Source organism: Nissabacter archeti (assembly GCF_018257325.1).
GTDB classification, from domain to species: Bacteria; Pseudomonadota; Gammaproteobacteria; order Enterobacterales; family Enterobacteriaceae; genus Chimaeribacter; species Chimaeribacter arupi.
Map to the genome: position 1 here is coordinate 34,342 of NZ_JAERKB010000015.1, position 12,795 is coordinate 47,136.

Genomic DNA, 12,795 nt, shown 5'->3' on the forward strand with positions numbered 1-12,795 from the left:
ATGTCACTGGCCAAAGCATCTGTCTGGACCGCAGGCTCGACGTTAGTCAAAATTGGCGTCGGGCTGATTGTGGTCAAACTTCTTGCCGTCAGCTTCGGCCCCAGCGGGGTCGGGCAGGCGGGTAACTTTCGTCAACTGATCACCGTGCTGGGCGTGCTCTCCGGCGCGGGTATTTTCAACGGCGTCACCAAATATGTGGCGGAGCACCAGCAGGACGAAGCACGGCTGCGGGCGGTGCTCGGCACCGCGTCAACGCTGATCCTCGGCTTCTCCACGCTGCTGGCGCTGGTGTTCCTGCTGGCGGCGGCCCCGGTCAGCGTCGGGCTGTTCGGCCATGACCGCTACCAGAATGTGGTGCGCAGTGTGGCGCTGGTGCAGATGGGGATCGCCTACGCCAACTTTTTCCTGGCGATCCTGAAAGGTTACCGCGACGCGCTGGGCAACGCGCTGGCGATTGTCGGCGGCAGCCTGATCGGGCTGGTGGCGTATATCCTCTGTGTCCGGCTGGGGGGGTATGAGGGCGCGCTGGCCGGGCTGGCGCTGGTGCCGGCGCTGGCGGTGATCCCGGCCGGGCTGTTGCTGGCAAAACGCCGCCGCTTCCCGTTGCGTGACCTGAAGCCAGGCTGGGACCGGCTGCTGGCCGGGCAGTACGCCAAGTTCACGCTGATGGCGCTGATGACCGCCGTGACCCTGCCGGTCGCCTATATCATGATGCGTAACCTGCTGGCCGCGCACGACGGCTGGGACGCCGTCGGCATCTGGCAGGGCGTGAGCAGCATTTCTGATGCCTACCTGCAATTTATCACCGCGTCGTTCAGCGTTTACCTGCTGCCGACGCTGTCACGCCTGACGGAGAAAACCGCCGTCACCCGTGAGATCGGCCGCTCGCTGGCGTTCGTGTTGCCGGCAGTGGCGGTGGTGAGCTTCGGCGTCTGGCTGCTGCGTGATGTGGCGATCTGGCTGCTGTTCTCTGAAAAATTTACCGCAATGCGTGACTTGTTCGCCTGGCAACTGGTGGGTGACGTGTTCAAGGTCGGGGCTTATGTCTATGGCTACCTGGTGATTGCCCGTGCCTCGCTGCGTTTTTACCTGCTCACCGAGCTGAGCCAGTTCCTGCTGCTCACCGGTTTTGCCCACTGGCTGATTCCGGCACACGGCGCGCTGGGGGCGGCACAGGCGTATATGGCCACCTATTGCCTCTATTTCTTGCTCTGTAGCACTGTTTTCCTGATTTATCGTAGGCGGGCATGACAACACTTATTCACGTTCTGGGATCTGACATCCCACACCATAACCTCACGGTGCTGCGCTTCTTTAACGATGTGCTGTCGAAGCGCGTCCCGGCCGGGCAGGCGCGGGCCTTTATGGTCGCCGCCGCTGACGCCGCTGCGTTCGCCGATTTCCGTCACCTTGAGATTGAGGTTTTCCCGGATAAACCGGCGCTGGCGCAGGCCGTGGTTCGCCGCGCGCAGCAGGATCGGCAGACACGCTTTTTCCTGCACGGGCAATTTAACCCGGCGCTGTGGCTGGCGCTGTTGCAGCGCAAGATCCGGCCGCAACAGGTTTACTGGCATGTCTGGGGGGCGGATCTGTATGAAGAGGCGAAAGGCTGGAAATTCCGCGCCTTCTACCTGCTGCGCCGTTTGGCGCAAGGGCGGGTTGGGCATGTGTTCGCCACGCGCGGAGACATCCAGTATTACCGGCAGCGCCACCCGCGCGTGCCGGCCTCGTTGCTCTATTTCCCGACGCGCATGGACCCGGCGCTGACCGCGCCCGTGCGTACCCAGGTGGAAGGCCAACCGCTGACGATTCTGGTCGGGAACTCCGGCGACCCAACCAACCGCCACATTGAGGCGTTGCAGGCGATCCACCGTGAGTTCGGCAGCCAGGTCAACGTGGTGGTGCCGCTGGGCTACCCGGCCAATAACGAGGCGTATATTGCGCAGATCCGGCAGGCGGGCGCGGCGCTGTTCCCGGCGGAAAACCTGCAACTGCTGACGGAGCAGATGGCGTTTCCGGACTACCTGACGCTGCTGCAACGCTGCGACCTCGGCTACTTTATCTTTAACCGCCAGCAGGGCATCGGTACGCTCTGTTTGCTGATTCAGTTCGGCATTCCGTTTGTGCTGAGCCGCAAAAACCCGTTCTGGCAGGATCTGGCGGAACAGCACCTGCCGGTGCTGTTTTATGGCGATGCGCTGGATGAGGCCACGGTGCGCGAAGCGCAACGGCAGATGGCGCTGGTGGATAAGCAGGCGATCGCCTTCTTCAACCCAAACTATATTGAGGGCTGGGTAAGCGCCCTGGCGCAGGCAGCGGGGGAGGTACAATGACGCTGGGCGAATTTGGCGGGCTGAGTGTGGTTTATCTCGCATCGCTGCTGTTTATCCTGACGCTGAGCTACCGGGAATTTCGCCGGGTGCGGTTTAACTTCAACGTCTTTTTCTCGCTGCTCTATCTGCTGACCTTCTATTTCGGCTTCCCGCTCACCTGCGTGCTGGTGTTTGAATTTGATGTCGCGGTGGTGCCGCCGGAATTCCTGTTGCAGGCGCTGCTGGCGGCCACCTGTTTCTACGCCATTTACTACGTGGCCTATAAAACGCGGATACGCACCACCACGGCGGCGGCGCGGCCACCGGTGTTCACCCTGAACCGGATAGAGGCGCACCTCACCTGGGGGCTGCTGGCGCTGATTGCGATAGGCACCGTCACCGTGTTCTTTATGCACAACGGCTTCCTGCTGTTTAAGCTCAACGCCTACAGCGAGATCTTCTCCAGTGAGGTGTCCGGTGTGGCGCTGAAGCGCTTCTTCTACTTCTTCATCCCGGCGATGCTGGTGGTCTACTTCCTGCGGCAGGACCTGCGCAGCTGGCTGTTCTTCCTGGTCAGCACCGTGGCCTTCGGCATCCTGACCTATATGATCGTCGGCGGCACGCGCGCCAACATCATCATCGCGTTTGCGCTGTTTTTGTTCATCGGCATTGTGCGCGGCTGGATTACCTTGTGGATGCTGGCGGCCGCCGGGGTGTTCGGCATCGTCGGCATGTTCTGGCTGGCGCTGAAGCGCTATAGCCTGGACGTCAGCGGTGCGGAGGCGTTCTACACCTTCCTGTACCTGACGCGCGACACCTTCTCGCCGTGGGAAAACCTGGCGCTGCTGCTGCAAAACTATGACAAGATCGACTTCCAGGGGCTGGCGCCGATGGCGCGCGACTTCTATGTGTTCATTCCCAGCTGGCTCTGGCCGGGGCGGCCGTCGGAAGTGCTCAACAGCGCCAACTACTTTACCTGGGAAGTGCTGGACAACCACTCCGGCCTCGCCATCTCGCCCACGCTTATCGGGTCGCTGGTGGTGATGGGCGGCGTCTGGTTTATCCCGCTTGGTGCCGTGGCGGTCGGTTGGGTGATCAAATGGTTTGACTGGCTGTATGAGCAGGGCAAAGCGGAGAACAACCGCTATAAATCGGCGGTGTTGCAGGCGTTCTGTTTTGGGGCAGTGTTTAATATGATCGTGCTGGCACGCGAGGGCGTTGACGCCTTTGGCTCCCGCGTGGTCTTCTTCTGCCTGATTTTTGGTGCCTGTCTGGTAGCGGCGAAACTGTTGTACTGGATGCTTGATGCAGGCGGTCTGGTAAGGCCGCGCGGCGGTCGCGGGGAAAGGGTTTCCCCGGCGTCGCCCCCGGCGGACGGCATCCTGTAAGGAAATTCATGGACTCATTATGTTCTGTCCCCAAATACACCATCCGTGGCCTGGAGATTTGGGGTTTTAAAAATATGGCGCAGTTTCTCGACCACCTGTTTGCCGGCCGCCAGGTGCGCACCGGCACACTGGTGGCGATTAACGCTGAAAAGGTGCTGGCGACAGAACGCGACGCTGCCCTGCACGCGCTGATCAACGGTGTGGAGTATAAGTACGCCGACGGCATCAGCATTGTGCGCTCTATCCGGCGCAAATACCCTGGGGCGGAGGTGTCGCGCATCGCCGGGGCGGATCTCTGGGAAGCCTTGATGGCGCGCGCCGGGCAGGAGGGCACGCCGGTGTTCCTGATTGGCGGCAAACCGGAGATTCTGGCCCAGACGGAAGAAAAGCTGCGCGCGCAGTGGAACGTCAACATTGTCGGCAGCCAGAACGGCTACTTCACGCCGGAGCAGCGCCAGCCACTGTTCGAGCGGGTAAAAGCCAGCGGCGCGGCCATTGTCACCGTGGCGATGGGCTCACCGCGGCAGGAAGTGCTGATGCGCGACTGCCGGGCGCTCTACCCGCACGCGCTCTATATGGGCGTTGGCGGTACCTACGATGTGTTTACCGGCCATGTAAAGCGTGCGCCGAAATTCTGGCAGAACACCGGGCTGGAGTGGCTCTACCGGCTTCTCCTGCAACCAAGCCGCCTCGGCCGCCAGTTAAAACTGCTGAAATACCTGCGTTACCACTTCACCAACCAACTCTGATTCTGCGTACGCCCTGCACAACAGGGCGTAATTTGCACACTTTTTGCAAAAAAAGCGGTGAGCTTGCTTCAAGGCTTGCACATTCTGGTTTGCTTCTGTTGAGAAAATACGGAACCATAGCGCCCGGTAAAACCCGGCAGGCACCTGCCGGACGGCGGTTGGGCCATTTCTTCCCTATCCTCTTTCTATAGGGAATCCCCGGCACAGTCCGCTTGCCCAGGCAGCGTTCCGCTGCTTTTTTCGGTCTACCACCAAAAAAATAACATTCCGGCCTGTCCGGAAGGCATACACAACACGCGAAAACAGAGGATCTATGGCGAGTCACGAAGAGAAAAAAGGGTTGCACCGGGGGTTGGAGGCGCGGCATATCGAGCTGATTGCCCTCGGCGGCACCATTGGTGTCGGGCTGTTTATGGGGGCGGGCAGTACGCTGAAATGGGCGGGGCCGTCGGTTCTGCTGGCGTACATCGTCGCCGGGCTGTTTGTGTTCTTCATCATGCGCGCGATGGGCGAGATGCTGCACCTGGAGCCGGTCGCCGGTTCGTTTGCCGTCTACGCCCATAAATACCTCAGCCCTTACTTCGGTTACCTGACCGCCTGGAGCTACTGGTTTATGTGGATAGCGGTGGGGATCTCAGAGATAACGGCCGTAGGCGTCTACGTGCAGTACTGGTTCCCTGATTTGCCGCAATGGATACCGGCCCTGGCGGCAATTGCGCTGGTGGCGCTCGCTAACCTGGCTGCGGTGAAGCTCTATGGCGAATTTGAGTTCTGGTTTGCACTGATTAAAGTCACCACCATCATTGTGATGATCGTGGTGGGGCTGGGCGTGATCTTCTTCGGCTTCGGCAACCACGGCCAGGCGCTGGGCTTTGAGAACCTCACCACCCACGGCGGTTTCTTTGCCGGCGGCTGGAAAGGCTTCCTGTTTGCGCTCTGTATTGTTGTGGCGTCCTATCAGGGCGTGGAGCTGGTCGGCATCACTGCCGGCGAAGCCAAAAACCCACAGGTGACGTTGAAGCGCGCCATTAACAACATCCTGTGGCGCATCCTGATTTTCTACGTCGGCGCGATCTTCGTCATCATCACCATTTTCCCGTGGAATGAGATCGGTACCCACGGCAGCCCGTTTGTACTGACCTTCTCGAAGATTGGGATCACCGCCGCGGCCGGCATCATTAACTTTGTGGTGCTGACGGCGGCGCTCTCCGGCTGCAACAGCGGCATGTACAGCTGTGGGCGTATGCTCTATGCGCTGTCGAAAAACCGCCAGTTGCCGGCGTTCCTGGGCCGCGTCTCGAAAGGCGGCGTGCCGGTGTATGGCATTGCCATCACCATTCTTTGCCTGCTGATTGGCTCCTGCCTGAACTACCTCATCCCGAACCCGGAGAAGGTGTTTGTGTACGTCTACAGCGCCAGTGTGCTGCCGGGCATGGTGCCGTGGTTCGTGGTGCTGATAAGCCAGTTGAAATTCCGTGCGGTGCACCAGCAGGCGCTGAAAACCCATCCGTTTAAGTCGCTGCTGTTCCCTTACGCCAACTACCTGACCATCGCCTTCCTGCTTTGTGTGCTGGTCGGGATGGGAATTAACCCGGATACGCGAATTTCTCTGCTGGTAGGGGGAATTTTTATTGCGGGCGTCTCATTAATTTACTTCAGCACAGGCATGCATAAACGTCAGGATGTGTTGAAAAACAGCGCAGAATAGCAGGGCAGGGGCGGGATTAAGGGCTTTAGCGCTCACTTTTAGGACGAAACGCACAAACTCTAAGCAGACGCGATATTTCTTCTAAAAAAGCACTAGACAGCCCAGCACTAAAGCCGTAATATCCCGCCCCGCAACGGCGCTAAGCGCCCGTAGCTCAGCTGGATAGAGCGCTGCCCTCCGGAGGCAGAGGTCTCAGGTTCGAATCCTGTCGGGCGCACCATTAAGTTTGTGTGCAAGAGCTGCGGTGGACACTTTCTTCGGAAAGAACGTACCGCGTGAAGTGGCAGTAAAGCAGTAAGTGATGGTGGCTATAGCTCAGTTGGTAGAGCCCTGGATTGTGATTCCAGTTGTCGTGGGTTCGAGTCCCATTAGCCACCCCAGATTTGTGGCGATGCGAAGGTGGCGGAATTGGTAGACGCGCTAGCTTCAGGTGTTAGTGTCCTTACGGACGTGAGGGTTCAAGTCCCTCTCTTCGCACCACACAAACAACATCTCAGGATGTTGTTGCAATAAAGAAGACAGTAGAAGTAAAAATCGGCGAGTAGCGCAGCTTGGTAGCGCAACTGGTTTGGGACCAGTGGGTCGGAGGTTCGAATCCTCTCTCGCCGACCACATTCTTATTCGGTTAGTACCTGTTACTAGCGGAATGCATACAGAAACCCGCATGCTCTCTGAGTTTGCGGGTTTTTTGTTGCCCGGTATTTACCGGTTAGCCTGATGGTTTGGGACTACATTTGGGACTATGCGCGCGTAGTCCCATTGTGGCGTAGTCCCATCCTGCGACAACAGGCGGATGATACGGCGACCAAAGCAAAACCCTTCTCTTACATTTACCTAATCTGATAATTAATATGTGCAGTCATGGTCTGATCGGCGTTCTGATAATAAACCTTGCGGCTTAGCGAGAAAACCTCGCCACTGTAGGTGACCTCAACCCGATTTTCATTATCCGCATGTATAGCCGAAATGGTGCCGGTTCCCGACAGAAAAAGCATATCCGCATTGAGATGTTTTACTATCTCGCGCTCGCTGCCTTTAATTTCTTTTCCCAGATAATAGCGGTAGATAATGGGAACCGTTGCCCCGCCATGACGGTTTTCAGTCATATAAAGCCACAATTGATTATTCAGCTTGTAAGTATGCTGTAATTCCTCTTCCGCATCAGAAGCATTGTCTGAATGCATAAACCAACACCCCACGACCAGAATCAACAGCGCCAGAGTGATAAAACCATGTACCCATCTAATAGCCGTGTTGAATGGCATAGGCTATTCCTTCCCGGATGTTTCGCTGATCGGTAGGATCGTCACCGTATGGGGGCTTCCGATACCATTTCCCCCATTCTGGTTTTGATGTTCCCGCACGTATTTGTGCATAACCTGCGCCCATAAGTAACGTTTCTGTGGGCATGCCTGCTGCCGTCCCTGCAGCTCCAAAATTGAAATTTCCAAAAGCCGCCCAGTAAGGGTTGAACTGTTTATAGTCCCAAGGCCCTTTGTTCCTGACTTTTTGATAAAACCAATAATAGGTGCCGGCGGTGGCCATGTTGCGGGACATTCCATGCTGACGAGCTTCCCGCATATTATTATGAATAATTTTTGAGCCCGAAACTGGACCAGATAAGGGGATAGATGTCATAGGCGATAACCTTTTTCTTGGTATGGGTAAAAGCCAACGGTATCAATAACGCCCTGACGGAGGTAGTGGGAATTTAAAGAAATTTGATTTAAATCAATTGGTTATTATTTATTTCAGATAACCCGATGTTGTTGGAATGTGCAAGTATCCTGCTCTTTTTATCTTTTCCCTTTCATCGCTAGCCATAGAGCAGATAAGCGCTGTCGTTAATCAGTGACATACAGGCCATTGAGTTTAAAGGTAAAATAGAGAAGCCTTTATGAGTGTCGTTACCAGACGACATAACCGGCTGAAAAGAAAAAGCGCCATAATGAATTGTGCCATTCCCTCTTTCCGTTTCATTTTTTAATTTTATTTATAATCAATAGGTTAATATTTTAATTTTGATGAAGATGAAAATTGGCACGCCTTGTGCAATACTCTATACGTAGATGCTCATTCACCCTGTTATGACTGCTTCGGCTTCATAAAACCTGGAATGATGCAGAGCCAATTTCGGTACCTAGTGTCCACCTTATCGATAACGCCTGTTATCACAAAGCGGACATAACGTTGAGTGAGGTACCACCCCCGGTTGTCCTAGACCTGAATTTGCTTGTTTCAACACTTGTCCCGGCGGGCAAGTGTTTTTTTTTGCCTGTACGCCGGCGACAGACGTAAAAAAGGCTCCCGTGGGAGCCTTTTGGTTAATATACAGGGCGATTACTCTTCCGGGCGTTGCAGCGTCAGGTGCAGGCCCTCACGGCGCAGCTGGGCGGCCTCTTCAGGCTTATGCAGCTTGTCCAGCGTGTCTGCCAGCCAGGCATAATCATAGCCGTCCGGGCGCTCTGCCAGCGCAGCACGGAAGCACTCACTCGCCGCCTGCCATTCGCCATGCTTCATCAGCATCTGGCCCAGTGTGCTGTTGAGCAACGGGGTCGCGCCATGCTGTTTGATCTGCTGGCGCAAGACTTTCTCCAGTTGCTCAGGGTTGCCGGATTTCAGGCGCGGCATCAGCAATACCAGGCGCTCATCGTAGTGGCGCTTCAGCCCATCCAGCAGCACTTCCTGCGCCATATCATGATCGTTACAGGCAATCAGGTTTTCCGTCATCGCAATCTGCAAGGCGGTGTCGTGGCGGGTTTTGCGGTTCTGCGCTTTCCACCAGCGTTTCAGGCCGTCGCTGCCCTCTTTTGCCATCGCCTCATTCATCAGGCCAATATAGGCCTGCTCGCGCAGGGTCTGGAGATGAGCATCGTCATAGAGGTGGATTTTCGCCATCGACGGGATAATCTCCAGCAGGGCGTCATAAGCCCCGCTGCGCAGGTAAGCCTGTTCCGCCAGCCGCAAGACTTCCGGGTGGCGCGGTGCCTGGCCCACCAGGTTATCCACCCCGTGGCGGGCAGCATGGATTTCACCCTGTGCCAGCTGGATGCGCACGCGGGTGATGTCCACCGGCAGCTGATCGTTATCGGCAATTTCCGCCGCACGCTCTAAATACTGGTTGGTGCGGAAATCATCCCCACGCTGTTGCGCTGCTTCCGCTGCCAGCAGGTAGTTCACCACCGGTTGCTCGGCATGGTCAGCGTGGCGGGTAAGCAGTTTTTCTGCCTGGCGGTGATCGCCTTCCGCCAGTTTCACCAGCGCGGCCTGCGTCTGTTTATGCGCCTTGGAGCGTTTACGCCCGCTGAACCAGCGACGGGTGCGCACACCCGTCCGGAAGATGCGGCGCAGAATCCACTCAATGATAAACAGCGCCACAAACAGCAGCACAGCCATAATCACCAGGCCGGTGACGCTGGTTTCAACGTTATAGTTGTCCGTCTGGATCAGGACGTAGCCCTGGTGCCCGGCCAGCAGCGGCCCGACAATCACGCCGGCAATCAGGATGAGGAACAGCACTAAAACACGAATCATGTTTTAGCCCTCCTGGCTGGCGGCGGCCGGCGCTTGCGCCAGCAGGTTACGGACGCGGGTCTGCATCAGTTTTTCCAGCATCGGCTGGCTTTTCAGTTCCGCAGGCACATCCATCGAAATAGATTGCTGGCTCAGTTCATCCAGGTCATCCAGGAAGGCTTTGGTGGCCGGGTCATTGGCATCAAAGTAAGAGCGCACCCAGCCGGACACCGTCTCCAGTGACTGTTTGTACACCTCGTTCTGGTGGCGCGGCACCGCCTGGGCGGCGACTAACAGACGCGAGCGGATGTTTTCACGCAGGTAAACATCCTGGTTCGGGGCCAGCAGCGGCTCGGCGCTGGTATCACGGCGGCGGATGGTGATGAAATCATCCATAAAATTGTGCCAGCTTTTGGTCAGGTTCTGGCGCCACTCCGACAGCGAGGCCGACAGCGTGCCGCTGTCTTCGTCCATCGGTGAACCGTCAGTGTTGTCGTCTGCCAGCCGCAGGTTATCCACCTGATTCGAGAGCTGGTTTACTTTCAGAATAATGCCGTCGAAATCGACCTGCGATACCACGGACAGGGTGCTGACATCCTCGGTGATGGCACGGCGCACCTCCAGCAGGCTGGGGTCGTTCATGTCTGCCAGGCTGGCGTCGGCGCTTTTCAGCAGGGCAGCAGCGGTGGTGACGTCCTGATCGCTCCAGAGCTTACGCCCGGCCAGCTTGACCAGAAAATCCGCCTGCGCCAGCAGCCAGGTTTTGGCATCACTGCCGGAGATGGTCGCGACTTTCTCCTGCAACTCATTCAACTGACGGCCCAACGCCGCCTGTTGCTGATCGGCGTTTTGCAGCGCGCTGGCCTGCTGTTGCAACAGCGTCCCTTGCTGCTGCTTGTCCTGCTGCTGGCTCTGTTGCAACGCGGTTATCTGCGTACGCAGGGCTTCGTTTTCTGCCAACTGCGCTTTGGTCTGCTGTTGCCCGTGGTAGTAAAGACCGGCGCCCAGCGCGAGCGCCAGCGCAATGGCCACGGCGCCCAGCACCACACCGGTACGGTGCGCGTTGCGGGGTTCAGCATCTGGCTGGAGGGGTGTCTCCACCGCTGGCGTGATGTCATCTTCCGGCGCGGATGGGGTTTTTTGTTCCGTCATGTTGGCACATCCCATAGTCAGGTTATTGTAGCGCGCGGATCAGCGCGTCATTATCGGCATTGTCAGCAACACGGACATCCTGCCAGCCAAGCCGGCGCGCCAGTGTTGCCAGGCGTTCGCTGACCACGACCAGGTTGCAGCGCAGCAACCATGAAGTCCGATAGTAATCAGGAACTAAAGTATAGAGCTGTTGTAACATTTCACCGCTGGTGACGACCAGCCTGCTGACGCCCATGCGTTGCCAGTGGGCGCTCTGTTCACTGCCGTCATAGTGGATTGGGCTGCGCTGATAGCATTCACAGTAACTGACCTCAGCCCCGCGTTCCGCCAGCGTCTGTGCCAGCAGCTCCCGCCCGCCGTTGCCGCGCAGAATCAGCGCTTTCTTACCCGTGACCTGTTGCAGATCGGGCAGGCAGAGCAGGGTTTCACTGGTTTCGCTGCCCGGCGGGTACGTCACCGGCAGGCTGCTGAGGGTATGCAATTTCAGGCCGGTGGTACGGCCGATGGCATAATAATGAAGAGCCGGCGGCCAGACGGCACCGCGGAGGGTCAGGGCGTGGTGGGCATAATCCACCACATGCTGCGACAGGACAAACACCAGATCGCCCGGCGAGCACGCCGCCAGCCGATCCGGCAGGGTGGCCACGTCCCGCCCCGGGGTGAACGCAATCAGCGGCGCGTGATACGCGGCCAGGCCACGCTGGCGTAACCGGCTGACCAACTGTTCGCCTGACGGGGAAGGGCGGGTCACCAGGATGGTCATGCAGGCGGGTTCCCCTGATAGACCTCGGCGAGGATCTCACGCGCACCGCGTGAAAGCAGCTCCTCGGCCAGTTCAATGCCCATCTGCTCGGCATCTTCCGCGCTGCCATGGCGCTCACCGCGCACAATCTGGCTGCCGTCCGGCGCGCCGACCAGCGCACGCAGCCAGAGGCGATCGCCTTCCAGCACCGCATAACTGCCGATCGGTACCTGGCAGCCGCCCTCAAGGCGGGTATTCATCGCCCGTTCCGCGCGGACGCGGATGTCGGTTTCGGTGTGGTTCAGCGGGGCCAGCAGGGCGCGGGTGACGTCGTCGTCCAGCCGGCATTCAATGCCGACTGCACCCTGGCCGACGGCCGGCAGGCACTCTTCCGGCGAGATGGCGTTGCGGATGCGCGACTCCAGCCCCAAACGTTTCAGCCCGGCCACCGCCAGGATGATGGCGTCATACTGGCCGCTGTCGAGTTTTGCAAGGCGGGTGCCGACGTTACCACGCAGATCGCGGACCACCAGATCCGGGCGCATTTCACGCAACTGGCATTGGCGGCGCAGGCTGGACGTGCCGACCACGCTGCCCGGCGGCAGGTGCGCCAGGCTCTCAAAATGCGGGGAGACGAAGGCATCACGCGGGTCATCGCGCTCACAGATCGTCACCAGCCCCAGCCCTTGCGGGAAATCAACCGGCACGTCTTTCATCGAATGCACGGCGATGTCCGCGCGGTTTTCCAGCAGGGCCAGCTCCAGCTCTTTGACGAACAGCCCTTTGCCGCCCACTTTCGCCAGCGGCGTATCAAGAATAATGTCGCCGCGTGTCACCATCGGCACCAGCTCGACGCGCAGGCCGGGATGGGCTGCCTCCAGGCAGTGTTGAACGTAGTGAGCCTGCCACAGGGCCAGCGGACTTTGACGGGTGGCAATCCGGATAATTTTGTCTAACATGCTTGTTACCGTTTTACGATTTCGCCCACATCCTACCATCTACCGGGGAAAGCTGTCAGCGGAAGAAGCCCCGGTATGCCGGGCAGCGATCGGTCAGAACGGCACGCTCAACAGGTTTTACATGACATGGCGGGTAGAGAGGAGTATACAAAGGGACCAGAATAAGTCTGGTGCTATACTTTCTTTACGGTCAATCAGCAAGGTGTTAAATTGATCACGTTTCCAGCAATTACCTGTCAATTATTCGTCTAAAACAGAGACAGGGTGGAAAT

Annotated in this window: 11 protein-coding genes and 4 tRNA genes; 9 read left to right on the forward strand and 6 right to left on the reverse strand. The window is 58.0% G+C overall.

From position 1 onward, the window contains the following. The 9 genes from wzxE to JK232_RS19230 all read left to right on the forward strand — a co-directional run bounded on the left by wzxE (position 1) and on the right by JK232_RS19230 (position 6,769). Positions 1 to 1,251, forward strand: a complete 1,251-nt coding sequence (gene wzxE / locus JK232_RS19190) for a lipid III flippase WzxE (RefSeq protein ID WP_072931281.1) — start codon at positions 1 to 3, stop codon at positions 1,249 to 1,251. Next, positions 1,248 to 2,333 (forward strand): TDP-N-acetylfucosamine:lipid II N-acetylfucosaminyltransferase, encoded by a 1,086-nt coding sequence (locus JK232_RS19195; protein ID WP_101855094.1) that lies wholly within the window; start codon positions 1,248 to 1,250, stop codon positions 2,331 to 2,333. The genes wzxE and JK232_RS19195 overlap by 4 nt, the downstream gene beginning before the upstream one ends. After that, a complete protein-coding gene (gene wzyE, locus JK232_RS19200; protein WP_212589591.1) occupies positions 2,330 to 3,700 on the forward strand; it encodes an ECA oligosaccharide polymerase in 1,371 nt (456 codons plus the stop codon). The genes JK232_RS19195 and wzyE overlap by 4 nt, the downstream gene beginning before the upstream one ends. A gap of 8 nt (positions 3,701 to 3,708) precedes the next feature. Beyond that, complete coding sequence (gene wecG, locus JK232_RS19205; protein WP_212589592.1) at positions 3,709 to 4,449, forward strand: lipopolysaccharide N-acetylmannosaminouronosyltransferase; 741 nt, start codon at positions 3,709 to 3,711, stop codon at positions 4,447 to 4,449. A 313-nt stretch (positions 4,450 to 4,762) separates the two neighbouring features. Beyond that, the gene (gene thrP, locus JK232_RS19210; RefSeq protein ID WP_072931288.1) at positions 4,763 to 6,157 is read left to right on the forward strand and encodes a bifunctional threonine/serine APC transporter ThrP; all 1,395 of its coding nucleotides are present in this window, start codon (positions 4,763 to 4,765) and stop codon (positions 6,155 to 6,157) included. A gap of 143 nt (positions 6,158 to 6,300) precedes the next feature. Then, positions 6,301 to 6,377, forward strand: a tRNA-Arg gene (locus JK232_RS19215). A gap of 84 nt (positions 6,378 to 6,461) precedes the next feature. Further along, positions 6,462 to 6,537: transfer RNA gene (locus JK232_RS19220), tRNA-His, on the forward strand. A gap of 13 nt (positions 6,538 to 6,550) precedes the next feature. Beyond that, positions 6,551 to 6,637 (forward strand) — tRNA-Leu (locus tag JK232_RS19225). 55 nt (positions 6,638 to 6,692) lie between these two features. Beyond that, positions 6,693 to 6,769: transfer RNA gene (locus JK232_RS19230), tRNA-Pro, on the forward strand. A gap of 218 nt (positions 6,770 to 6,987) precedes the next feature. Here the strand turns inward: JK232_RS19230 and JK232_RS19235 are convergent. The 6 genes from JK232_RS19235 to hemC all read right to left on the reverse strand — a co-directional run bounded on the left by JK232_RS19235 (position 6,988) and on the right by hemC (position 12,523). Beyond that, positions 6,988 to 7,422 (reverse strand): hypothetical protein, encoded by a 435-nt coding sequence (locus tag JK232_RS19235; RefSeq protein WP_101828922.1) that lies wholly within the window; start codon positions 7,420 to 7,422, stop codon positions 6,988 to 6,990. Then, entirely contained in the window at positions 7,400 to 7,795 is a 396-nt protein-coding gene (locus JK232_RS19240) for a polymorphic toxin type 44 domain-containing protein (protein WP_212589593.1), read from the reverse strand. The genes JK232_RS19235 and JK232_RS19240 overlap by 23 nt, the downstream gene beginning before the upstream one ends. Positions 7,796 to 8,497: 702 nt before the next feature. Continuing rightward, a complete protein-coding gene (gene hemY / locus JK232_RS19245) occupies positions 8,498 to 9,691 on the reverse strand; it encodes a protoheme IX biogenesis protein HemY (RefSeq protein ID WP_072931290.1) in 1,194 nt (397 codons plus the stop codon). A 3-nt stretch (positions 9,692 to 9,694) separates the two neighbouring features. Beyond that, positions 9,695 to 10,822, reverse strand: coding sequence for a uroporphyrinogen-III C-methyltransferase (gene hemX / locus JK232_RS19250; RefSeq protein ID WP_072931292.1), 1,128 nt, complete (start codon positions 10,820 to 10,822; stop codon positions 9,695 to 9,697). 22 nt (positions 10,823 to 10,844) lie between these two features. Further along, the gene (gene hemD / locus JK232_RS19255) at positions 10,845 to 11,585 is read right to left on the reverse strand and encodes a uroporphyrinogen-III synthase (RefSeq protein ID WP_072931294.1); all 741 of its coding nucleotides are present in this window, start codon (positions 11,583 to 11,585) and stop codon (positions 10,845 to 10,847) included. Further along, complete coding sequence (hemC, locus tag JK232_RS19260; RefSeq protein WP_072931298.1) at positions 11,582 to 12,523, reverse strand: hydroxymethylbilane synthase; 942 nt, start codon at positions 12,521 to 12,523, stop codon at positions 11,582 to 11,584. Before hemC ends, hemD begins: the two co-directional genes overlap by 4 nt. Between the last annotated feature and the right edge of the window lie 272 nt (positions 12,524 to 12,795).

Bases quoted from the DNA above. Each gene is read 5' to 3' on its own strand.
- JK232_RS19240 (WP_212589593.1), bottom strand. From the start codon at position 7,795: ATGACATCTATCCCCTTATCTGGTCCAGTTTCGGGCTCAAAAATTATT.
- hemD (WP_072931294.1), bottom strand. From the start codon at position 11,585: ATGACCATCCTGGTGACCCGCCCTTCCCCGTCAGGCGAACAGTTGGTC.
- JK232_RS19195 (WP_101855094.1), top strand. From the start codon at position 1,248: ATGACAACACTTATTCACGTTCTGGGATCTGACATCCCACACCATAAC.
- JK232_RS19235 (WP_101828922.1), bottom strand. From the start codon at position 7,422: ATGCCATTCAACACGGCTATTAGATGGGTACATGGTTTTATCACTCTG.
- hemC (WP_072931298.1), bottom strand. From the start codon at position 12,523: ATGTTAGACAAAATTATCCGGATTGCCACCCGTCAAAGTCCGCTGGCC.
- thrP (WP_072931288.1), top strand. From the start codon at position 4,763: ATGGCGAGTCACGAAGAGAAAAAAGGGTTGCACCGGGGGTTGGAGGCG.
- wzxE (WP_072931281.1), top strand. From the start codon at position 1: ATGTCACTGGCCAAAGCATCTGTCTGGACCGCAGGCTCGACGTTAGTC.
- hemY (WP_072931290.1), bottom strand. From the start codon at position 9,691: ATGATTCGTGTTTTAGTGCTGTTCCTCATCCTGATTGCCGGCGTGATT.
- hemX (WP_072931292.1), bottom strand. From the start codon at position 10,822: ATGACGGAACAAAAAACCCCATCCGCGCCGGAAGATGACATCACGCCA.
- wzyE (WP_212589591.1), top strand. From the start codon at position 2,330: ATGACGCTGGGCGAATTTGGCGGGCTGAGTGTGGTTTATCTCGCATCG.
- wecG (WP_212589592.1), top strand. From the start codon at position 3,709: ATGGACTCATTATGTTCTGTCCCCAAATACACCATCCGTGGCCTGGAG.